Source organism: Enterococcus sp. MMGLQ5-1, assembly GCF_013155265.1.
Classification (GTDB): Bacteria; Bacillota; Bacilli; order Lactobacillales; family Streptococcaceae; genus MMGLQ5-1.
This window is the reverse complement of sequence record NZ_JABJXU010000005.1, coordinates 73,941-95,075: the sequence shown is the minus strand read 5'-3', so window position 1 is coordinate 95,075 and position 21,135 is coordinate 73,941. Positions and strand designations below refer to the sequence as shown.

Genomic DNA, 21,135 nt, shown 5'->3' with positions numbered 1-21,135 from the left:
AATGATGAATAAAGGTGGTTGGATTTATTGATTAATTTAAATAATATTGATGTAAAATTTACTTCTAAAAATAAAACAGTAACTGCAGTGGATAATGTCTCTTTGACGATTGAAAAAGGTGATATTTATGGCATTGTTGGTTACAGTGGTGCTGGTAAATCGACACTTGTTAGGGTCATTAACCTACTCCAAGTACCAACAAAGGGCTCGGTAGTTGTTGATGGCACTGATTTATTAGCTCTGAAGGATCATGACTTAAGAATTGCACGAAAAAATATTGGTATGATTTTTCAGCATTTTAATTTAATGTCAAGTCGAACTATATTTGATAATGTTGCATTTCCTTTAAAGGGCAGTGGCTTATCAAAGCAGGCGGTTAAGGAAAAAGTTGAGGATTTGCTTGATTTAGTTGGTATTTTGGATAAAAAGGACAACTATCCTGCACAGTTATCTGGTGGTCAAAAGCAAAGAGTAGCAATCGCTAGAGCACTTGCCAATGATCCTAAGATATTACTTTGTGATGAAGCGACCTCGGCCTTGGATCCCAAGACAACGCTTGCTGTACTTGAATTACTAAAGTCGATTAATGAAAAGCTAGGCATTACAATCGTTATCATTACGCATGAAATGCAGGTAGTGAAGGAGATATGCAATCAGGTGGCAGTCATGGAATCAGGAAAAATTATTGAAAAAGGTCAGGTAGTTGATATTTTTCAAAATCCTAAAAATCCGTTGACGGTGGATTTTATTAGAACGGCAACTCATATTGAGCAGGCAGAAAAAAATATCGTCAAGCATACCGATAAACCAATTTACGAATTAAAATTTGTCGGGGATCGTACAACTGAAGAACCAATTATTATCAATCTTTATCGAGAATTTGGTGTAGTTGCTGGAATTTTGTATGGTAATATTGAATTTGTTCAAAATACCTCAATTGGAAGTCTTTTAGTGACACTTGATCATGTTGAAGATTTTGAGGCAATCCAACGTTATTTAAATGCTATGGATGCACAGATAAAAATTGTTAAAGAAGGGAATGAAAAATAATGTTTGAAAAATTCTTCCCAAATGCTGTATTGTTAGGTTCAGATTTTTGGACTGCGACGCTTGAGTCAATTCAAATGACTTTGATTCCGGGGGTTATTGCTGGCATTATCGGCTTATTGCTGGGTATTATTTTGCTGATTACCGATGAATATGGCTTAACACCCAATCGATACATCTACTGGATATTGGATAAAATTGTTAATATTGGACGTTCAATTCCTTTTATTATTCTACTGGCTGTTATCATGCCATTTACGCGTTTAATAGTTGGTACATCAATAGGAACGGCAGCGGTTACCGTACCTCTTGTTATTGGTACAACGCCATTTTTTGCTAGACAAATTCAAAATGCTTTACTTGAGGTTGATCCTGGAGTTGTAGAGGCAGCTAAAGCAATGGGCTCAAGCAATACAGATATCATCTTACGTGTTTACTTAAAGGAAGGTCTGGTTTCGATTATCAGAGCCTCTAGCTTTACTGTTATTAATTTAATTGGTTTGACAGCCATGGCAGGTGCCGTTGGTGGCGGTGGTCTCGGAGCAATGGCATTGCAGCAGGGCTATCAACGTGGTCGCGGCGATGTTACCTTCTTATCGCTTGTTCTCGTTTTAGTTATTGTCTTTATCACACAAATTATTGGTAATTTTTTAGCAAAAATTGCCGGACGTGGTCTTGCAAGATAGTTATTTTAAAAATAATAATTTAGTCATCTGCTTAAATCAGTAGATGATTTTTTGTTTAATATGGCTTCAATTGAGAAATAAATGAAAATCATAAAAGCAAGCTACTAATGTATTTTAGTGTGGTATAATGGCAAGGATAAAAATAATTGGGTCAAAATAAAAATCAAAGATGTCAATAGTAGTTTTGAATGCTGTGCCCAATTCAATATTAGGGGTTATGATGATTGAACTAAAAAATATATCTTTTAAATATTCTAGTGAAGCAAGCGATTATGCATTAGATGACGTTTCATTAACAATTGAGTCAGGTGAGTGGGTGGCAATCATTGGTCATAATGGTTCTGGCAAGTCAACAACTGCTAAAATTATGGATGGCTTGATTAAGGCTGAAAATGGGGACGTTTTGATTGATGGCACCATCATGACGCCAGATAATGTTTGGGAGCTTCGTAAAAGGATTGGCATGGTTTTTCAAAATCCAGACAATCAGTTTGTAGGCTCTACTGTCGAAGACGATGTTGCTTTTGGCTTGGAAAACCAAGGTATACCTCGTGATGAGATGCTAATCCGAGTTAATCAGGCACTTGAGCGTGTCCAAATGGCAGATTATAAAACAAAAGAGCCAGCAAGGTTATCTGGTGGTCAAAAGCAGCGTGTTGCAATTGCGGGAGTGATAGCGCTAGCACCAAATATTATCATATTAGATGAAGCAACTAGTATGCTAGATCCTAAAGGCCGTCAAGAAGTGATTAAGATTGTTCAGCAAATTAAGGCAGAAAAAAATCTGACCGTTGTTTCAATCACACATGATATTGATGAGGCTGCTCTAGCAGATAAAATTATTGTTATGAAGCAAGGCAAGGTTCTAACGACAGGAACGCCGACCGAAATATTTGCAAAGGGGCAGGATTTGATTGAGCTTGGTTTAGATGTACCCTTAACAGAGAAAATTAAAGCCTCCTTAGCAAAAGTAGGTATTGAATTACCAAAACAGTATTTAACCGAGGAAGAGATGGTAGCGTTTTTATGGCAATTAAAATCGAAAAAGTAAATTTTACTTATCAACCTAATACCCCCTTTGAAAGTAGTGCTCTCTTTGACTTGGATTTAATGATACCGGATAATAGTTATGTTGCCATTGTTGGTCATACAGGTTCTGGTAAATCAACTTTGCTGCAGCATCTTAATGGTTTGCTTAAGCCAACTAGTGGTAAGGTGACGGTAGGGGATTTAGAAATTACACCTGATGTCGATAATCGCAAGCTAAAAGCAGTTAGAAAAAAGGTGGGCATTGTCTTTCAATTTCCAGAAGCTCAGCTTTTTGATGAAACAGTAATCCGAGATGTTGCATTTGGACCACAAAATTTTGGAGTATCTAAAGAAGCAGCACTTAAGTTTGCTCGTGAAAAGCTGGCATTAGTAGGGATTTCAGAAGAGCTTTATGAACGTTCTCCCTTTGAGCTTTCCGGTGGTCAAATGCGTCGCGTCGCGATTGCTGGTGTTTTAGCGATGAATCCAGAGGTTTTGGTGCTTGATGAGCCGACAGCTGGATTAGATCCACAGGGGCGTAAGGAAATGATGGAAATGTTTTATCAATTACATCAAACTACTGGCATTAGTGTTGTTTTAGTGACTCATTTAATGGATGATGTGACTGATTATGCAGATTATTTATATGTTTTAGAAAAGGGGAAGCTAGTAAAATCTGGTAAACCCGAAGAGGTTTTCCAAGAGGTTGAATGGTTAAGAGAAAAACAGCTGGGGGTACCTAAGGTAACTGATTTTGCCGTGAAGCTGAAGGAGAAAGGCTTTACTTTTGAAAATTTACCAGTAAGCTTAAATGAATTAACTGTAATGCTGAGAGGAGCAATTATAAATGATGGATAAGCTGATTTTAGGGCGCTATATTCCTGTTGATTCGCTAATTCATAGATTGGACCCTAGGGCTAAATTGATTGCAACCTTTTTATTTATTATTATTATTTTTTTAGCGAATAATGTCGTTACTTATGCCATTTTGACAGTCTTAACTTTAGTTGCAATTTTATGCTCAAAAATTAATTTTTCCTTTTTCCTTCGTGGTGTGAGACCAATGCTTGTTTTGATTTTATTTACTGTGGTCTTACAGCTGGTTTTTACAGTAGGTGGAGAGGTTTACTTTAAGCTAGGCTTCATCCAAATCACACAATATGGGCTTGAAAACTCTGCATTAATTTTCATGCGATTTATTTTAATTATATTCTTTTCAACTCTGCTCACCTTAACAACTGCACCGCTAGAGCTATCAGATGCTTTTGAAAGCTTAATGAATCCCTTGAAAAAGGTTAAGGTACCTGTTCATGAAATCAGTCTTATGCTTTCGATTTCGCTCAGATTTGTACCGACCCTAATGGATGAAACTGAAAAAATTATGAATGCTCAGCGTTCGCGAGGTGTTGATTTTGGCGAGGGTAGTATTATTCAAAAAATAAAGGCAGTGATTCCCTTATTAATACCACTTTTTGTAAGTAGCTTTAAGCGGGCGGATGAGTTAGCAACGGCAATGGAGGCTAGAGGCTATCAGGGTGGCGAAGGTCGAACACGCTATCGAAAGCTGGCATGGCATATTTCAGATAGTATCGTTATTCTCTTATTTGTCTTGGTTACAATCCTTTTATTTGTTTTCCGCACACACTGATGCTAGGAGGCGATGAAATGACAACTGGTTTAACAATTGTAATCACAGATAAGGCAAGACGTTTTTTAGGATTGGCAAAGTCAATGCCATTATATGATGGTAAAAGTAGTCCAGCCAATACTTTTTTCTTGGATATGAAATATGATAATTTGAAATATACCTTTTATTATCTAAATCCGTCAGAATATGATGAAATTTATTTTGGCTGGCAAAAGGTTCAAACTGAAACTGAACGTGCAGATATTGAATATGTCAGGTCTGAGATTGTTGGCTTTTTAGAATTTCAAATTGGTTTGGACTTGGATATGGGGTATATGATTGATTGGTCAATCAAAAAGAAAAATGTACAATTTGTTTTGGATAAAGAACGTGCTGATTTTTCAATCGTTCAGCAAGAATATAAAAAGCGACAATTTGAAATTGAGCATGCGGAAATCTGATAACTATTGATGCTTGCTCTGCTGAGTTTAATAAGCTTTAGCGATTATTTAATGTTGGTTGTTTTTGAAATTTAATCCAGTCACGGATCGATTTATTATTATAGGACTGCGATTAATTCAAGGACAGCTTTTTTAACCTATAATTAAAACTGTTGTTATTTTAAAAGACCAAAAAATGCCACAGTCTATTGCCGTCCATATAAATACAAAGCTTTATGAAGGGGGGCTTTGTAAATACTAGGTCAATAAGACATGTGGCTAAAAAGGGTAAAATGAAAGTATGAAAGGGAAAGGGGAGTAACCCTAACATTATTAATTAGTAAGATTGCTCTTACCAATTAGTTATATTATATCAAATATAATTTCTTTTTAAAGCAAAACGCATTATAAAAAATGTAAAAAGTATATTAATGGATACTGCAATAAAATATTTTTAAAGAAATTATTAATTGTTTCATGATTCTATGATTGACTTAAATGCTAATGGCACGTAAAATTAAAGGTTGTACTGGTCACACTGAACTGGTATCTCAAGCAAGTATTTTTGGAGGGATTATGTACGATTTAAATGATATTGTCGAAATGAAAAAACCTCATGCCTGTGTTGTCAAACAAACGGGTAAAAAAGCGAATGCTTGGGAAGTAATTCGCTTAGGTGCGGACATAAAAATTAAATGCTCAAATTGTGGACATATTGTTATGATGTCTCGCCAAGACTTTAACAAAAAAATTAAAAAGGTGCTTGTTAAAGCATCAGAAAATAACTAATCTCGGGAGGAAATATGGCTTTAACAGCTGGAATTGTCGGCTTACCAAATGTCGGAAAATCAACTTTATTTAATGCAATCACAAAGGCGGGTGCTGAGGCTGCAAATTATCCATTTGCAACAATCGATCCAAATGTTGGAATGGTTGAAGTGCCTGATTGGCGTTTAAATCGCTTGACAGAATTAGTACAGCCGAAAAAAACAGTGCCAACTACTTTTGAATTTACGGATATTGCGGGTATTGTTAAGGGTGCGAGTAAAGGTGAAGGTCTAGGAAATAAATTTTTAGCTAATATTCGTGAGGTGGACGCAATAGTCCATGTTGTACGTGCTTTTGACGATGAGAATATCACACACGTTGAGGGTCATGTTAATCCTTTAGAAGATATTGATGTGATTAATCTGGAATTAATTTTGGCAGATTTAGATTCAATCAATAAGCGTTATGCGCGAGTTGAAAAAATTGCAAGAACTAAAGATAAAGATGCTGTTGCTGAATTTCAAGTAATGACTAAGCTGAAAGCAGCGCTTGAAGAAGGTCTTTCAGCAAGAACGGTTGAATTAACTGACGATGAAGCAAAGATTGCTAAAGCATTCTTTTTATTGACAATTAAGCCGGTTTTATATGTTGCCAATGTGGCAGAAGACGAGGTTGCTAATCCTGATGATATTCAGTATGTTAAGGATATTAAAGCATTTGCTGAAACGGAAAATGCTGAAGTTGTGGTGATTTCTGCCCGAGCTGAGGAGGAAATTTCAGAACTCGAGGATGATGAAAAGTCAGAATTTTTAGAAGCAATGGGGCTTAAAGAAAGCGGTGTTGATCAATTGACACGTGCCGCCTATCATTTATTAGGATTAGGGACTTATTTTACTGCAGGTGAAAAAGAAGTCCGTGCTTGGACCTTTAAGCGTGGTATGAAAGCGCCAGAAACAGCAGGTATTATTCATTCTGATTTTGAACGTGGCTTTATTCGGGCAGAAACCGTTGCTTTTGAAGATTTAAATAAATACGGTAGTATGCAAGCTGCAAAGGAAGCCGGACGTGTTAGACTTGAAGGCAAGGAATATGTCGTAGCAGATGGCGATATTATGGAATTTAGATTTAATGTTTAATAATTAATAATTGATAATTATTGATTAATTGAGGAGTGAGAAATTGGCAGATAAAAAATCATCGGCTATTGAAAAGCCAGCAGTTGATATTAACCATTTAACAAAAGAATTAACAAATAAAAATAGCGCCTATATTTTTGATTTAAAGAAGCGCTTGAGGGAGCTTGGTAAATCTGAAGCTGAAATTCAAATAGTGCTTGAAGAGCTTCTACCTGAAATTGTTGCTAATCAGAAAAATGGTTTAACGGCTAGAAAATTATATGGAACGGTTACCGAGTACACAATGCAGTTTGAGGGTACAATTGGTCAAACTGAAAATAAAGCTGAGAATACAACACCTTGGCTGATGTGGCTTGACAATTCATTATTATTGCTTGGTGTTTTAGCTTTAATGAATGGTATTTTAGGCTTGGTTTCAAAGGCTGGCGAAAATGCGAGCTATGGTGTTTTGACATTGTTTGTGATGGCAGCTGCAGGCGGCTTAGTCTTTTATTTAATGTATCATTATTTTTATCGCACTGATGCGGCTAATAAGGATCGTAAGGGCTGGCTTAAGGGAATCGGTATTATGGTTTTGGCAATTTTGGTTTGGGTGTTACTATTCAGCGTTACAGCACTGCTTCCAGCAACAATTAATCCAAACTTAACCGCCATTCCAGCGATTGTCATTGGGGCTGCAGCATTGGCAGTGAAATGGTATTTAAAGCGTAAATATAATATTGCGAATGCGATGGTTCAAAAGCGATAATAGTAATTACCAATTTTTGAGTATTTTTCATGGAGATGTTTCTTTGAAAAATGGGTAATTTTATCGTATTATAGAAGCAGATAAGCTGGCGAAGATAAAATATTGATTTACTTGGATGGAGGAAGCTCATGGCAAATAATAAATTAAATGAAGTGTTTGATAAGGCGCGTGACTTCGCGACAGATGTTGTCGAGAAGGCTAAAGATGTGACTAGAGACTTGAGTAAGGATGCCCCTGATGCAGCACGTGAAATTCCAGATAGAGCTAAGGAATTTGCTGGTAAGGCTAAATCAACTGTCATTGATTCTGTAGGTCGTTTTTATGATTTAACTAAAAATGAGATTTATAATGTGGAAGTAAAAATTGATAAAAATGGTATTCGTCGAACTGTTAAGACGAATCGACCAACTCGTCATACAATTAAATGGCATTCTAAAGGTCACTGACCGTTAATAATTGTTTTTGTTTAATCATACCTAAGCTCAGTCGCAAAGTGTGACTGAGCTTTTTGCCATTGCCACTTACCTCCCGAAAATTGCTTGCAATTTGAGGCGGTTAGTGGCAAAGGTATGCATTTGAACTTGTTTTTACAAGCAACCAAGGGGCGCTTTAAAAACGTAGTTCAAAGGCTCAAACATACACTTACCTCCCGAAAATTGCTTGCAAATTGAGGCGGTTATTTAAAAAGCTGAAACGGCTTGGTCTGGCAACTGCGAACGGTAGGCGAAATTTGAAAGTGTCATTCTTTGACACGTCAAATTTTGACTCGGGAGCATGTTGTCAAGCCGTTGAAGCTAGATTAGTCGGCATCGTCGGAAGCAACTTCGTTCAATAGAATTAGACGTTAGATATATAATCTATTTATCGGTATAGCTTGAATTAAAGTTGTTAGAGTTGTGATGTTTGATTAGCTAAAAAGGCTTCTAATTCTTTGTTCACTGCGTTCTTCCGCCTCATCTCACAAAATTTGTATCATGTTTTATTTCCGACTGCGTCGGAAGAATACTGCGTATTCATATACTATGTATGTATCAAACGATGAGACAAAAACACACGCTACGCTGAAAGGCAACCCTTTCGACTTTGCTTAGTGTCTTTGCCAAAACCGCAAAATCTTTCATTTTTGTGAGGCAATTCATTACAAGCAACCAAGGGGCGCTTTAAAAACGTAGTTCAAAAAATTAAACATTTTTGCAGTTTTATTTGCCTATGAGATTTACCAATAATTTGTTCAGTAATCAAAAATTATTTATCAAAAAAAAGTAACGAGATTTTTGTTATAATAAGGCGCTTTGATTGATAATGGTTTTCATTAAGTGATATGATAGAATTAGTCATGATAATAAGTAGGAGGAAGCTATGTCTGTATTAGAAATTAAAGATTTACATGTAAGAATCGAAGAAAAAGAAATTTTGAAGGGTGTTAATCTTACCATGAAGACAGGTGAGATTCATGCGATTATGGGACCTAATGGAACTGGTAAATCAACTTTATCGGCTGCGATTATGGGCAATCCTAATTATGAAGTTACTCAAGGTGAAATTTTGCTTGATGGTGAAAATATTTTGGAATGGGAAGTTGATGAACGTGCACGTGCAGGTCTCTTTTTAGCAATGCAATATCCTTCTGAAATTCCAGGTATTACTAATGCTGATTTTATTCGAGCTGCAATTAATGCCAAGCGTGACGAAGATGACAAAATCTCTGTATTAGATTTTATCAAAAAATTAGATGAAAAAATGGATATTTTAAATATGCCTGAGGAAATGGCTGAGCGCTATCTCAATGAAGGCTTTTCTGGCGGTGAGAAGAAGCGTAATGAAATTCTTCAGCTGTTGATGCTTGAGCCATCATTTGCAATTTTAGATGAAATTGACTCAGGATTGGATATTGATGCTTTGAAGGTGGTTTCTAAGGGTGTAAATGCGATGCGTGGTGAAAATTTTGGCGCATTAATTATTACCCATTACCAAAGATTACTAAACTATATTACGCCTGATGTGGTGCATATTATGATGGAAGGTAAGGTTGTTAAAACAGGTGGTGCTGATCTTGCCAAGCGCTTAGAGGCTGAAGGCTATGTTGAAATTAGTAAAGAATTAGGAATTGAATACGTAGAAGAAGGGTAGGCGAAAATATGTCAAACTTAACAAATATTCAAGCCTTTTCTGCGATTAAGGGTGAACCGGCGTGGATGCAAGAAAAGCGCCAAAAAGCCTTTGAAGCAATTGATTCACTAGATTTGCCGGTTATTGAGCGTGTACGCTACCATCGTTGGCATCTATTTGAAACTAACTTTGATGAAGAAGAGGCAGCAACAGGTAATGTTGCGGATTTTAACCAATTATCCAATAATCCCTTAATTGTTCAAGAGGGCACACAGACAGTCTTAGAGCAGCTACCACAGGCTTTGATTGATCAGGGTGTTATTTATACTGACATTCATACAGCGATGATAGAGCACGAAGCCTTGGTCAAAGAGTACTTTATGACGACTGCATTAAAAGCGGGTGAAGATAAGATGGCGGCTTGGCATCAAGCTTACTTTAATAGCGGCACTTTTCTTTATATCCCCAAAAATGTTGAAATTAAACAGCCGATTGAAGCAATTTTTTATCAAAATGGTGATTCTAAAGTACCGTTTAATAAACATGTTTTAATTGTTGCTGATGAAAATGCATCAATTAGGTATTTGGAAAGATTTCAAACTGTGGGTGAAAGCACTGCTCAAACCTCTGCTAATATTGTAGTAGAAGTAATTGCCAAACGTGGCGCACAGGTTAAGTTTTCAGCAATTGATCGCCTCGGTGAAAACTTGACAACCTTTATCTCACGTCGTGGTCATCTCTTAAATGATGCCTCAATTGATTGGGCAATTGGTGTGATGAATGATGGCAATGTGATTGCCGACTTTGATTCGGATTTAGTTGGTGATGGCTCACATGCTGAATTAAAGGCAGTTGGTATCTCTGCTGGCAAACAAGTGCAAGGTGTAGACACACGTGTTACGAATTTTGGTCAACATTCGGTTGGACATATTTTGCAGCACGGTGTTATTTTAGAAGCGGGAACCTTAACATTTAACGGAATCGGTCATATTATTCGTGGCGCTAAGGGTGCTGATGCACAACAGGAAAGCCGAGTTTTAATGCTTTCAGATAAGGCCAGAAGCGATGCAAATCCAATTTTATTAATCGATGAAAATGAAGTCACTGCTGGTCACGCAGCTTCTATTGGTCAGGTTGATCCAGAAGATTTATACTACCTAATGAGTCGTGGGATTGCCAAACAGGAAGCTGAGCGTCTTGTAATTCGTGGTTTCTTAGGTGCAGTGATTACGGCAATTCCATTACGCGATGTTCAAGAAGAATTCATTGAAGTGATTGAAGGTAAGCTACGTAAAAGATAACGAGCTTAGCTTATGGTTGAAAGTATGAAATGAAAGGGTGTAGTTTATGACCATAACGAATCAGATTCGTGATGATTTTCCAATTTTATTTCAAGAGGTCAATGACGAACCCCTTGTTTATTTGGATAATGCAGCAACGACTCAAAAACCAAAGCAGGTAATCGATGCCTTAGTTCATTATTATGAAAATGATAATGCGAATGTGCATCGTGGCGTGCATACGCTAGCCGAGCGAGCAACTCATGCCTATGAGGCAGCTAGAGAAAAGGTCAGAGGCTTTATTAATGCCAGCTCTACCAAAGAGGTTTTATTGACCCGTGGGACAACAACTGGTCTTAATTGGGTCGCGCAGAGCTATGGCTCGACCTTAAAGGCTGGCGATGAAATCGTGATTTCAATCATGGAGCATCATTCAAATATTGTACCTTGGCAGCAGGTCGCTAAAAAAACAGGTGCGACTTTAAAATATGTCTATTTGAAAGATGGTAAGCTTGATTTAGAACAGGCTTATGAAGTAATCACTGAGAATACTAAAATTTTAGCGATTACGCAGTCGTCAAATGTCCTTGGTACTACAAATCCGATTAAAGAATTGGCAGCTTATGTGCATCAAAAGGGTGGCATTATTGTCGTTGACGGTGCACAGTCAACCCCACATACTAAAGTAGATGTTCAGGATTTAGATGCGGATTTCTTTGCATTTTCGGGTCATAAATTGTGTGGTCCTACTGGTATTGGCGTTCTGTATGGTAAGGAATCAATATTAAAGGCAATCTCACCTGTTGAATTTGGTGGTGAAATGATTGATTTTGTCCACCAATTTGAATCTACATGGACAGATTTACCATGGAAATTTGAAGCAGGGACACCTAATATCGCAGATGCGATTGCGCTTGGTGCAGCGATTGATTATCTTGAAGAATTAGGCATTGAAAATATCCATCAGTATGAACAAGAGCTTGTAGATTATGTACTGCCTAAATTACAAGCAATTGAAGGTCTTGAAATTTATGGACCAAAAGATCCTTCTGAGCATACTGCAGTAATTGCTTTTAATTTAGATAAAATACACCCTCATGATGTCGCAACGGCATTAGATATGGAGGGCGTTGCAGTTCGAGCAGGACATCATTGTGCTCAGCCTTTGATTGAATATTTGGGCATTCCAGCAACAGCACGTGCCAGCTTCTATTTTTATAATACCAAGGCAGATTGTGATAAATTAATTGAAGCAATTTTGGCAACAAAGGAGTTTTTTAAAGATGGCACTAACTAAATTAGATAGCTTATATCGCGCAGTAATTTTAGATCATTCTGCACATCCACATCATCATGGTACTTTGGAAGGTGCGACACCTTTAATTTTGAATAATCCAACCTGTGGTGATGTGATTCATTTGAGTGTTGAAGTCGCTGACGGACGAATTAAGGATATCGCCTTTGATGGCTCAGGTTGTTCAATCTCTACTGCGTCTGCTTCAATGATGACCGATGCGGTATTAGGTAAAACAATTGAAGAGGTGGCAGAGCTTTCAGAAGCCTTTTCAGAATTAGTACAGGGGCAGGCTGTTGAAAATACTGATGCACTTGGTGATGCAGCCTTTCTTTCTGGTGTTTCTAAGTTTCCAGCGCGAATTAAATGTGCAACCCTAAGCTGGAACGCCTTAAAGAAGGCACTAGAGAGTGAAGATAATACCGGGACATCGGGGTTGACCTGTCACTAATTATTAGAGCTTGCGTTCCAACTGGGCCCCATAGGAATGTAAATTTTTATGGGAAAAGGAAGAGGAACAAAGGAGGTGGGACAAAAGACGTTTAACGATGTAGAAAATTAGGAAATTGATGGCATTTGCTTGCAAATATTCGGAAATTTGTCTATTTTCCTAGTCGTTGTCGTATTGTCTCCCGTAAATTACGAACAATTCAAAAAGGGGTTAGGACTTTTGTCACAATCCCGGTGTTTCTTCTGACGCGGAACGCCTTAAAGAAGGCACTAGAGAGTAAATACAATACCGGCGCATCCGGTTTGGCCTATCATGATTAAGCACTTCGGTTTCTAAAATAGGTTTATCGTAGTATGATAGTGAGTAAGTATCGATAGAATAAATTAAATAACAAAAGGAGGCTCCAGATGGGTGTACCAGAATTAGAAGAATATCAATTTGGATTTCACGATGATGTTGAACCGATTTATAGTACAGGTACAGGTTTAACTGAAGAAGTCGTCCGTGAAATTTCTAAAGCAAAAGAAGAACCAGAATGGATGTTGGAGTTTCGTTTAAAATCGTTAGAAGCGTTTCATAAAATGCCAATGCCATCATGGGGGGCAGATTTATCTGAGATTGATTTTGATAAAATTAAATATTTCCAAAGAGCCAGTGATAAGGCGGCACGCGACTGGGATGATGTACCAGATAAAATCAAAGATACCTTTGAAAAAATCGGGATTCCAGAAGCAGAACGTGCGTATCTAGCGGGCGCTTCAGCGCAATATGAATCAGAAGTTGTTTATCACAATATGAAGGACGAATTTGAAAAGCTAGGTATTATCTTTACGGATACTGACTCTGCTTTAAAGGAATATCCTGATTTATTTAAACAATATTTTGCGAAATTAGTACCGCCAACTGACAATAAGCTGGCAGCATTAAATTCAGCTGTTTGGTCTGGTGGCACATTTATTTATGTACCAAAGGGTGTGAAGGTTGATACACCGTTGCAGACCTATTTCCGTATCAATGCTGAAAATACTGGGCAGTTTGAACGTACCTTAATCATTGTTGATGAAGGTGCAAGTGTCCATTATGTTGAAGGCTGTACAGCACCGACCTATTCATCTAATAGCTTGCATGCGGCAATTGTTGAAATTTTCACCTTAAAGGGTGGCTATACACGTTATACAACCATTCAAAACTGGTCAGATAATGTTTATAACTTAGTGACTAAAAGAGCTCAGGCATTAGAAGATGCAACAGTCGAATGGATTGACGGGAATTTAGGGGCGAAAGCCACAATGAAGTATCCAGCAGTTTACTTAGATGGTGCAGGTGCACGTGGTACGATGCTATCAATCGCTTTTGCTGGTAAAGGTCAAGAGCAGGACACGGGTGCTAAAATGATTCATAATGCCCCTCACACCTCAAGCTCAATCGTTTCTAAGTCAATCTCCAAAGATGGTGGCGCGGTAAACTACCGTGGACAGGTAACATTTAATAAACCAAGTATCAAATCAGCTTCACATATTGAGTGTGATACGATTATTATGGATGATATTTCTAAGTCAGATACAATTCCTTTTAATGAAATTCATAATTCACAGGTTGCTTTAGAGCATGAGGCGAAGGTTTCAAAAATTTCAGAAGAGCAGCTTTATTATCTGATGAGTCGTGGTTTATCAGAAAGTGAAGCCACTGAAATGATTGTTATGGGCTTTGTCGAACCATTTACTAAAGAATTACCGATGGAATATGCTGTTGAATTGAATCGATTGATTTCGTATGAGATGGAAGGCAGTGTAGGTTAAACCTTCCTTATAAGCCAAGAGCGTTGTTAAATCAATGTTCTTGGTTTTTTTGTTTTACTGGATATTAGAAATGACCAGCTTTTGACCAGCTTTTTATTGATTAGCCATCATATCAGCAAACTCTTGACCCGTTTTTTTAGGTGCGTTGTTAGTAATATGTGCGTAGATGTCTAACGTCACTTTACTATTTTCATGCCCTAATCGTTGTTGAACTACCTTAACAGATTCTCCAGCTTCTAATAGCAAACTAGCATGGGTATGTCTGAACCCATGAGGCGTAATACGAGGTAAGTTATACTTTTTCAAAATATATCTTAACCAATCATTCACAGTGTTTGGAATGTATAGCGTGTTTTTAAGTGTTGTAAAAACATATTGCTCTTCTGAGCTCGTATTATAGCCTAGTTTAAGATATTCAGTTCTTTGTTGCAACTTCCAGTCATTTAAGATTGCTAGAGTCCCTTTATCAAGAGAAATCGTTCTTCTTGAGGCTTTGGTTTTAGGCGTTTGAATTATGATATTCTTATGTTCATCAATCGCAACTGTTTTGTTAACATGCAGTTCCTTATTAAACATATCAATATCTTTCCACTGTAATGCAAGAACTTCGCTTTTTCTCATCCCAGTATATGCTAGTAATCTGAAGAAAGCATATTGCTTAGTGTTTCCAAAGTCCTTGAATGCATTTAGCAAGGTATTCAATTCATCCTTAGTATAGAACTTTCGTTTTTCCTCATACTCTTTATGTTTAGGACGCATTGTTTTTCTCATAGGGTTACTATCAATATATTCCATAGAAACGCCATAGGATAAAATTTGTCCAGTCTGTTTTCGAATAGAATCCCACATCTTATATTTTGCATGCCATTTGCTTAAGACTTTCTGACAGTATGGGACAGAAATATCCGTTAACTTCAACTTACCAAACTCAGGTAGTATTTGATTTTTAGCAAACCTAACAGATATAGCTACTGTCGAAGGTTTAACACTTGATCGTTGATGGGTTATCCATTCTTCATACAAGTCCTCGAAAGTCATATCAGAAGCTTTCTTCTTGACCCCGTACTTTATCTCGTATGCTAGTTCATCAAGTGATTTTTTTGCATCTTGCCTAGTTTTAAAGCCTCTACGTGTGGTATTTACTTTTTCTCCAGTTCGCGGATCAGTGGCTACATGTCCTTTGAACATCCATGCTACTTGACCATTATTTTTTTTATATTTTGTTACTTTTGCCAATTCTTTTTCCTCCTAAATATTGGTCAATAGATATAGTCTATTGGGAGCAATAGTAGGAGTAAATCTAGTTTTTAGTTTCTGTTTAGTCCAAGATGTTACGGCTTAATATCGCTCCATCTTAAACACCTCCATTTTTCTGATTTGTAATTGCTTCTAAATAGTGATTAAGACCTAATATCTGTCCATCGGTCAATTTTTGGTTATTAAAGAAAATGTTTTTTTGTTTATCAATTCCCTTAGATATAACATCTGATAAATTAGTTGAGTCTATATAAGGAAAATTTTCTCCCTCATATATCTTCTTTTTTACATCAATATTATCTAAAAATTCTCCTAATTTAAAATTAAGATTTTCGAAATCGAAAGATTTACTAACATCCCTAAAAGCAAAAGCTTCAGGTGTGCCTATTTTATATAACTCCTCTGAAGATAATAGGTCGTGCCTTTCATCTTTACTTGGATGGCAATATAGTTCTGTAAGACGCTGGTATTCGCATAAATCAATTAAGTTGCGGAGACTGATACCTAAAGCATCTGAAATTTTTGTCAAAGTTTTGAATGATGGGATTCGTGTGTTGTTTTCAAGACCTCCAATATATGACTGTCCGACTCCTAAATCTTTAGCCATCATCGCTTGTGTATATTTTTTTCCTTCAATAGATTTCATCTGTCTAATGCGTTTAAGTGCAAATCCAACCTTTAAGTTACTATTTTTTTCCATAGCTTCATTCCTTTCAATATCTATAATATCACTAATAAGTGAATAAATCAACTAAAAGTTTTTAAAAAATTACTAATACCAAAAAAATATCACTAATAGGTGTTGATTTATTTACGAAAATATGTTATAATTTATATATTAATTGAAAGAGGAGGTGTTTATTATGATTAAAAAATAGAAGGGAGGACATTCCATGAATAGAATAGAAGAAATTACTCTGGATAGTCTGCTTGAGAGAACAATCCAAGAAGTTTTAAATAAAGAGCTCTTAGAACTGAAAAGTCTGTTAACTACTTTATCTAATCCTACCAATCATTTTTCAGGTTTTTTAACTATGAAAGATGCTTGTGATTATTTGTCAATATCCAGAAATACTCTAGCTAAATACATCAACGAGTATGATTTACCTATAACAATAATAGAAGGTACTAAGCGTATAAAAAAATCAGATTTAGATGAATTTATGCTTAGTAGGCAGTGTTGATTATGTCTTACAAGTATCTTTATTTATTACTAGTAAGAGAAGTTAAAAGAAAACTATTAAAAATTATAGGAGGATATGTATGGAAAATAAATATACAAAGCAGATAGAGGATAATGTAGTAAAACAAATGGACAAACTTTTAATCAGTTATAGAAAGGAATACCTTTATCAAGAGATAAAGGAAGAAAAAGCTATATATAAAACGACTACTGATGATAAAGTGCGATTAAATGAGTGGAAAGTTAGAAAACATTTAAATGGAGAATACACATTAGGAATAAAATTAGGTTCTTATGGATTGACAAAATTTTTATGTTTTGATATCGATATTATGGATGAAGGAGATAGAAGATGGACAACTATAGAATTGATAGATGTGCTTAACTCCTATTATGGTATTTCAATGCAAGATATACATGTTTGGTATTCAGGAATGAAGGGTTATCATGTTGACCTTTATTTTGATGGGTTTATTCGGGAACGGGAATTTGAAAACTTCTATTATGAAGTCCTTTCACGGATGGGGGAAACAATTCATCGCATCGAAAGAAGACCTACTACTGGACTTGGAGTCAAATTACCGTTGGGTATTCATTTGAAAACAGAAGAATTTTGTTACTATGTTGACAATCGAACACTAGAACCATTGCCTATAGATTATTTTTTGTCTATAGAACCTCAATCTTTGAGTGAGTTCAAAGAAAATGTTCTGAAAGATTGTTCAACTACTACTAAACATCAATTAACTACTAACAAGAAAAAGAAAGTACATCATCAAGATATCACTGCTAAGAAGTATAATAATCAAAGTATTTATGCATACGTGAGAAAGATTCTTGAAGATGGATACTTGTCAGAATCAAGTACTAGAAATTTTTTTACCTTTCACGCATCTCGTATCTTAAAGTATCAAGGCAATGATTTGGAGACCACGCATCAACTTATCTTCAATGTTATTCAAAATACCTTTAAAAATTCTAATACAAGAAAATTCATAAATCAAAGATGGGATTTACAGGGGTTAAAAAATGAAACAAAGCGTGTAATTGAGACAGTTTATAATGTAGACTATTCATTTAGCATGAAGTCTAGTGACATTATTTTTTATAGACAAGAGTTAGATATTATTCTATCTATCCCAAGGAAAAATCTAAGATATCTTCTTTTTAGTTTACTGTATCATTCTAAAAAATATAGTGGTAGTGATGGAGTATTCTATTGTACTCACGCAACTTTAGCAGATATGGGCAATGATAGTAATACTGGAAGAAGTGCTAAAAACATCAGATTACTAGAGAAAATGGGCTTTGTTAAAGTTATATCTTCCAGAGTATTTCAGAGAGGAAATTGGATTCCTAACTACTACAAAGTGATTTTAGGAGAACTGGACTTTACTGAGAATGATGGGATTACATATAATTCTGATGAGCCTTTAAATCTAATCAAGGTAATGAATGACCTATATAACAAAGAAGAGCTAACTAAAATTGATATTACTGGTGATAGTTTTATTTACCATTTCAATATAGAAAACAAGAAGCACCTATCCTAATCGGATTGGTGCTTTTATTTGAACTCATTGCGTTCCGCTTCTTGCCTTTTTAATAACCTCATATAGTCTAAGGTTTTAACCTTATCTTCGGTCGATAAAGAGCGATACAAAGCGTTGAACTCTTCATCTGCCATCTCTGTTTGTTCATCGATAAAATGGCTTAGAGGGACTCCCAGAGCCTTTGAAAGTGCTTGTAAATTTTCAGTTCGTGGCTCAGTCGTTTCATTTTCCCAACGAGCGATGGCCTGTTGAGAACCATGGATTTTTTCTGCTAACTGCTTTTGTGTCCATCCCAATTTTTTTCTGTTCTCTCTTATAGCTTTAGCATATTGTTTCATTAACTTGTTCCTCCAATATCTATACTATACAACGAAGTGTTGTTTATTACTTTTAAAAATGCGTTTAACAACATATTATTGTTGATAAACTACAAAACGACGTATATAATAATGATGATGAGGAGGAAGATTATGAAAGAGAAAAGAAGGCTTAGTTTGTACAGAGAAGCAAAGGGTTATTCTCAAATTGAAATTGCTGAGATGATGTCTGTCACTCAACAGTCAATTAGTTCATGGGAAACGGGAAGAACTATACCTAAACCCCACCAAATGAAGCTGTTATCAGAAATACTAGAAGTTGATTTAGATGAGTTGTTTTATGATGTTTTCAATGTGAAAGGAGCGGAAAAAGAAAATGTTTTGTAGTAAATGTGGCAGTAAAATGGAAGAATCAGCAAAGTTTTGCCCATCTTGTGGTGCATCTCAGGAAAATAAGGAGTTATATACAGAACAAATAAACCCTAAGATAGAAAAATCGCTCAGTGAAGTTAAAACCCAGATTAGTAAGGGAAAACAAAGTGGAAATCTTTATAAGATTGCTGGGTGGGTTTCAGTTGTCATCTCACTACTATTTATTCCTGTATTATTTGGTGCTATTGGAGTTATTATGGGGTATTTGTATAGAGAGCATGATGAAAAGCATGGGACTATTTTAATGATTGCAGGTGTAGCAGGTGGTATTCTCGGAACACTTCTAGGCTTATCATCTGGATACTGAGGAGGTCAAGTGATGACAAAAATATTAGGCGGGATAGGTCTTGTTTTTTTCGCAATTGCAATAAGAAAGCTTCTCAAAACGCATCATCATCCAAAAGATAGAAGAATAATACTGATAGTGGGGGTCTTGTTATTATTAGGTTGTTTTTCAATGATTTTTAGCTCAGGTCATATGTCAGAAGCTGAATATGTTCAAGAAGTGGTTGATATAGTTAATAATAGCGATGATAAAATCAAACAAACTGATGTATATTCAGATAGTGATATGAAAGATACTGCAAATTTCTTAGGTAAGGAAATGAAGAAACTTGACAGTATGAAGCCTCCTAAGAATCTCCCTAAAGCTATGAAAGATTCACATACAACTCTTTATGATGGGATTGGAAAAATTAAAATGGGTATAGAAGAACGAGATGTGGATAAAATACAAACGGGACAAACTATTGTATCAATGACATTTATTATTTACAATGATTATATAGAAAAAAATCCAGAGAAGTTTTATTAGGAGCGCTTTAATGAAAAAATGGTATATTTTGGTTTTATTATTATCTATTGTTTTGATGACATCTTGTCGAAATAGACAAGAAAAATCTGATTCTTCAGTTTCTAATGAAACATCTTACACGACTAATTCGACAAAAGTATCTTCTGCTAGTAATTCTTCATCAGAAGAGGAAGTAGCAGAAGATACATTATGGAATACAGAAAAAAGTGAAAAATTAAATAGTTTTATGATTAATTGGGGACAAGCAATGAATCGGTCCTATAAACAATACAGCCCGAATAACAATGTCGATTTGTATGGACTGTCACTTCCAGCGTCTGTTTTGAATAATAGTGGTTGGCAAGCTGTCATTGGTGATACACCAATAGTTTTAAATTGGTCAGAATACGGCGATGAAAAATCGGATTACTCATTAGTAGCAGTCTATTCTGATGCCGAAACGCAACCAGAATTTGCTAAACATGTATACTTTTTTACAATTTATTTGGGACAACCTAAAGTATTGATTACAACTCAAAATCAAGGAAACGAGAATAATTATCTATATTTTACAGAAACTGAGAACTTCGAATTAAGAAATGGATTTAATGAGATTGTAACCAATAATATTGCACCTTCTTCATCAACTCAAACCGAGAACATTAATTTGGGTGTTATTAGATATAAAGATTTAAATCCTAATGATTTTATTCAAAATAAAGCAAAATGGCTGGGCTGTTCTATAGAAGATGATGGAACAACAGTTAACCTATTACCAGCCATGTCAGCTACTATTCAGAATTTACAACTGTATACCTCAGGACAAGGCAATGAAGAATATTACGATAGCTTTCTTGATGTAGCTAAGGAAGTAAGTTTACATACAGGCGGTAAACCAGTGAGTATTTGGAGTACGGGGGGAGATGGACAAATAGTAATTACTGCGAAGGATGGTGTCATTACATATCAGATATAATATTGTAGATAATTTCACTAATTAACCCCACCCCGTTGTTATTTGACCATACTAAGGGTACCCTTTAATTGAGCAACATGGCTCACTTGGGGTACTTTTTTTTTGACTTTTGCAAAAGGTTAATAAGTTTTGATACATGAAATAATTTAGAATAAAGATTTATAAACATTGATATAGCAAGGTTTTACATGTTTCATATATAGCTGAAAT

General features: G+C 35.9%; 24 protein-coding genes. 21 read left to right on the top strand and 3 right to left on the bottom strand.

The features are described from left to right. Positions 1 to 27 precede the first annotated feature (27 nt). The 15 genes from HOY35_RS06765 to sufB all read left to right on the top strand — a co-directional run bounded on the left by HOY35_RS06765 (position 28) and on the right by sufB (position 14,414). The gene (locus HOY35_RS06765; RefSeq protein ID WP_172211675.1) at positions 28 to 1,050 is read left to right on the top strand and encodes a methionine ABC transporter ATP-binding protein; all 1,023 of its coding nucleotides are present in this window, start codon (positions 28 to 30) and stop codon (positions 1,048 to 1,050) included. Beyond that, complete coding sequence (locus HOY35_RS06760) at positions 1,050 to 1,733, top strand: methionine ABC transporter permease (RefSeq protein WP_172211677.1); 684 nt, start codon at positions 1,050 to 1,052, stop codon at positions 1,731 to 1,733. The genes HOY35_RS06765 and HOY35_RS06760 overlap by 1 nt, the downstream gene beginning before the upstream one ends. Positions 1,734 to 1,950: 217 nt before the next feature. Further along, positions 1,951 to 2,784: an energy-coupling factor ABC transporter ATP-binding protein gene (locus HOY35_RS06755; RefSeq protein WP_172211679.1), complete on the top strand. Its 834-nt coding sequence runs from the start codon at positions 1,951 to 1,953 to the stop codon at positions 2,782 to 2,784. Beyond that, positions 2,760 to 3,620, top strand: a complete 861-nt coding sequence (locus tag HOY35_RS06750) for an energy-coupling factor ABC transporter ATP-binding protein (protein WP_172211681.1) — start codon at positions 2,760 to 2,762, stop codon at positions 3,618 to 3,620. Before HOY35_RS06755 ends, HOY35_RS06750 begins: the two co-directional genes overlap by 25 nt. Next, positions 3,610 to 4,410: an energy-coupling factor transporter transmembrane protein EcfT gene (locus HOY35_RS06745; RefSeq protein ID WP_172211683.1), complete on the top strand. Its 801-nt coding sequence runs from the start codon at positions 3,610 to 3,612 to the stop codon at positions 4,408 to 4,410. Before HOY35_RS06750 ends, HOY35_RS06745 begins: the two co-directional genes overlap by 11 nt. Before the next feature lie 17 nt (positions 4,411 to 4,427). Continuing rightward, positions 4,428 to 4,850, top strand: coding sequence for a hypothetical protein (locus HOY35_RS06740; protein ID WP_172211685.1), 423 nt, complete (start codon positions 4,428 to 4,430; stop codon positions 4,848 to 4,850). Between the two features lie 555 nt (positions 4,851 to 5,405). After that, positions 5,406 to 5,618 (top strand): DUF951 domain-containing protein, encoded by a 213-nt coding sequence (locus tag HOY35_RS06735; protein WP_172211858.1) that lies wholly within the window; start codon positions 5,406 to 5,408, stop codon positions 5,616 to 5,618. 14 nt (positions 5,619 to 5,632) lie between these two features. Next, positions 5,633 to 6,733: a redox-regulated ATPase YchF gene (gene ychF, locus HOY35_RS06730; protein ID WP_172211687.1), complete on the top strand. Its 1,101-nt coding sequence runs from the start codon at positions 5,633 to 5,635 to the stop codon at positions 6,731 to 6,733. 43 nt (positions 6,734 to 6,776) lie between these two features. Then, positions 6,777 to 7,481: a DUF1129 domain-containing protein gene (locus tag HOY35_RS06725; RefSeq protein ID WP_172211689.1), complete on the top strand. Its 705-nt coding sequence runs from the start codon at positions 6,777 to 6,779 to the stop codon at positions 7,479 to 7,481. Positions 7,482 to 7,609: 128 nt separating this feature from the next. After that, a complete protein-coding gene (locus tag HOY35_RS06720) occupies positions 7,610 to 7,927 on the top strand; it encodes a hypothetical protein (RefSeq protein WP_172211470.1) in 318 nt (105 codons plus the stop codon). Positions 7,928 to 8,840: 913 nt separating this feature from the next. Beyond that, complete coding sequence (gene sufC, locus HOY35_RS06715) at positions 8,841 to 9,611, top strand: Fe-S cluster assembly ATPase SufC (protein WP_172211691.1); 771 nt, start codon at positions 8,841 to 8,843, stop codon at positions 9,609 to 9,611. 8 nt (positions 9,612 to 9,619) lie between these two features. Then, the gene (gene sufD, locus HOY35_RS06710; protein WP_172211693.1) at positions 9,620 to 10,891 is read left to right on the top strand and encodes a Fe-S cluster assembly protein SufD; all 1,272 of its coding nucleotides are present in this window, start codon (positions 9,620 to 9,622) and stop codon (positions 10,889 to 10,891) included. Positions 10,892 to 10,937: 46 nt separating this feature from the next. Beyond that, the gene (locus HOY35_RS06705) at positions 10,938 to 12,167 is read left to right on the top strand and encodes a cysteine desulfurase (protein ID WP_172211695.1); all 1,230 of its coding nucleotides are present in this window, start codon (positions 10,938 to 10,940) and stop codon (positions 12,165 to 12,167) included. Continuing rightward, positions 12,154 to 12,615 carry a Fe-S cluster assembly sulfur transfer protein SufU gene (sufU, locus tag HOY35_RS06700; RefSeq protein WP_172211697.1) on the top strand — a complete coding sequence of 154 codons (462 nt, stop codon included), beginning with the start codon at positions 12,154 to 12,156 and terminating at the stop codon, positions 12,613 to 12,615. The genes HOY35_RS06705 and sufU overlap by 14 nt, the downstream gene beginning before the upstream one ends. A gap of 407 nt (positions 12,616 to 13,022) precedes the next feature. After that, on the top strand, positions 13,023 to 14,414 hold the full coding sequence (sufB, locus tag HOY35_RS06695; RefSeq protein WP_172211699.1) for a Fe-S cluster assembly protein SufB: 1,392 nt from the start codon (positions 13,023 to 13,025) through the stop codon (positions 14,412 to 14,414). A 93-nt stretch (positions 14,415 to 14,507) separates the two neighbouring features. On the opposite strand, the gene HOY35_RS06690 is transcribed toward sufB, so the two are convergent. Then, complete coding sequence (locus HOY35_RS06690; protein ID WP_172211701.1) at positions 14,508 to 15,650, bottom strand: site-specific integrase; 1,143 nt, start codon at positions 15,648 to 15,650, stop codon at positions 14,508 to 14,510. 118 nt (positions 15,651 to 15,768) lie between these two features. Continuing rightward, a complete protein-coding gene (locus HOY35_RS06685; RefSeq protein WP_172211703.1) occupies positions 15,769 to 16,371 on the bottom strand; it encodes a helix-turn-helix domain-containing protein in 603 nt (200 codons plus the stop codon). Positions 16,372 to 16,564: 193 nt separating this feature from the next. Between HOY35_RS06685 and HOY35_RS06680 the strand changes: the two genes are divergently transcribed. Then, on the top strand, positions 16,565 to 16,855 hold the full coding sequence (locus tag HOY35_RS06680; protein ID WP_172211705.1) for a helix-turn-helix domain-containing protein: 291 nt from the start codon (positions 16,565 to 16,567) through the stop codon (positions 16,853 to 16,855). A gap of 79 nt (positions 16,856 to 16,934) precedes the next feature. Continuing rightward, entirely contained in the window at positions 16,935 to 18,407 is a 1,473-nt protein-coding gene (locus HOY35_RS06675) for a hypothetical protein (protein WP_172211707.1), read from the top strand. Positions 18,408 to 18,421: 14 nt separating this feature from the next. Here the strand turns inward: HOY35_RS06675 and HOY35_RS06670 are convergent, their stop codons facing one another. Beyond that, positions 18,422 to 18,745 carry a helix-turn-helix domain-containing protein gene (locus tag HOY35_RS06670; protein ID WP_172211709.1) on the bottom strand — a complete coding sequence of 108 codons (324 nt, stop codon included), beginning with the start codon at positions 18,743 to 18,745 and terminating at the stop codon, positions 18,422 to 18,424. Between the two features lie 132 nt (positions 18,746 to 18,877). On the opposite strand from HOY35_RS06670, the gene HOY35_RS06665 reads away from it, so the two are divergent. Genes HOY35_RS06665 through HOY35_RS06650 form a run of 4 tightly spaced genes read left to right on the top strand, consistent with a single transcriptional unit; the run spans position 18,878 to position 20,925 of the window. Next, positions 18,878 to 19,111, top strand: coding sequence for a helix-turn-helix transcriptional regulator (locus tag HOY35_RS06665; protein WP_172211711.1), 234 nt, complete (start codon positions 18,878 to 18,880; stop codon positions 19,109 to 19,111). Beyond that, entirely contained in the window at positions 19,101 to 19,463 is a 363-nt protein-coding gene (locus tag HOY35_RS06660; protein WP_172211713.1) for a zinc-ribbon domain-containing protein, read from the top strand. The genes HOY35_RS06665 and HOY35_RS06660 overlap by 11 nt, the downstream gene beginning before the upstream one ends. Positions 19,464 to 19,475: 12 nt before the next feature. Further along, positions 19,476 to 19,970: a hypothetical protein gene (locus HOY35_RS06655; RefSeq protein WP_172211715.1), complete on the top strand. Its 495-nt coding sequence runs from the start codon at positions 19,476 to 19,478 to the stop codon at positions 19,968 to 19,970. Positions 19,971 to 19,980: 10 nt separating this feature from the next. Next, a complete protein-coding gene (locus tag HOY35_RS06650; RefSeq protein WP_172211717.1) occupies positions 19,981 to 20,925 on the top strand; it encodes a DUF4767 domain-containing protein in 945 nt (314 codons plus the stop codon). The last annotated feature ends 210 nt before the right edge of the window (positions 20,926 to 21,135 follow it).

Coding starts and splice junctions, on each gene's coding strand:
- sufC (WP_172211691.1), top strand. CDS start 8,841: ATGTCTGTATTAGAAATTAAAGATTTACATGTAAGAATCGAAGAAAAA.
- HOY35_RS06740 (WP_172211685.1), top strand. CDS start 4,428: ATGACAACTGGTTTAACAATTGTAATCACAGATAAGGCAAGACGTTTT.
- sufU (WP_172211697.1), top strand. CDS start 12,154: ATGGCACTAACTAAATTAGATAGCTTATATCGCGCAGTAATTTTAGAT.
- HOY35_RS06680 (WP_172211705.1), top strand. CDS start 16,565: ATGAATAGAATAGAAGAAATTACTCTGGATAGTCTGCTTGAGAGAACA.
- HOY35_RS06735 (WP_172211858.1), top strand. CDS start 5,406: ATGTACGATTTAAATGATATTGTCGAAATGAAAAAACCTCATGCCTGT.
- HOY35_RS06755 (WP_172211679.1), top strand. CDS start 1,951: ATGATGATTGAACTAAAAAATATATCTTTTAAATATTCTAGTGAAGCA.
- HOY35_RS06650 (WP_172211717.1), top strand. CDS start 19,981: ATGAAAAAATGGTATATTTTGGTTTTATTATTATCTATTGTTTTGATG.
- HOY35_RS06685 (WP_172211703.1), bottom strand. CDS start 16,371: ATGGAAAAAAATAGTAACTTAAAGGTTGGATTTGCACTTAAACGCATT.
- HOY35_RS06665 (WP_172211711.1), top strand. CDS start 18,878: ATGAAAGAGAAAAGAAGGCTTAGTTTGTACAGAGAAGCAAAGGGTTAT.
- sufB (WP_172211699.1), top strand. CDS start 13,023: ATGGGTGTACCAGAATTAGAAGAATATCAATTTGGATTTCACGATGAT.
- sufD (WP_172211693.1), top strand. CDS start 9,620: ATGTCAAACTTAACAAATATTCAAGCCTTTTCTGCGATTAAGGGTGAA.
- HOY35_RS06760 (WP_172211677.1), top strand. CDS start 1,050: ATGTTTGAAAAATTCTTCCCAAATGCTGTATTGTTAGGTTCAGATTTT.
- HOY35_RS06750 (WP_172211681.1), top strand. CDS start 2,760: ATGGCAATTAAAATCGAAAAAGTAAATTTTACTTATCAACCTAATACC.
- HOY35_RS06655 (WP_172211715.1), top strand. CDS start 19,476: ATGACAAAAATATTAGGCGGGATAGGTCTTGTTTTTTTCGCAATTGCA.
- HOY35_RS06705 (WP_172211695.1), top strand. CDS start 10,938: ATGACCATAACGAATCAGATTCGTGATGATTTTCCAATTTTATTTCAA.
- HOY35_RS06675 (WP_172211707.1), top strand. CDS start 16,935: ATGGAAAATAAATATACAAAGCAGATAGAGGATAATGTAGTAAAACAA.
- ychF (WP_172211687.1), top strand. CDS start 5,633: ATGGCTTTAACAGCTGGAATTGTCGGCTTACCAAATGTCGGAAAATCA.
- HOY35_RS06720 (WP_172211470.1), top strand. CDS start 7,610: ATGGCAAATAATAAATTAAATGAAGTGTTTGATAAGGCGCGTGACTTC.
- HOY35_RS06660 (WP_172211713.1), top strand. CDS start 19,101: ATGTTTTGTAGTAAATGTGGCAGTAAAATGGAAGAATCAGCAAAGTTT.
- HOY35_RS06745 (WP_172211683.1), top strand. CDS start 3,610: ATGATGGATAAGCTGATTTTAGGGCGCTATATTCCTGTTGATTCGCTA.
- HOY35_RS06670 (WP_172211709.1), bottom strand. CDS start 18,745: ATGAAACAATATGCTAAAGCTATAAGAGAGAACAGAAAAAAATTGGGA.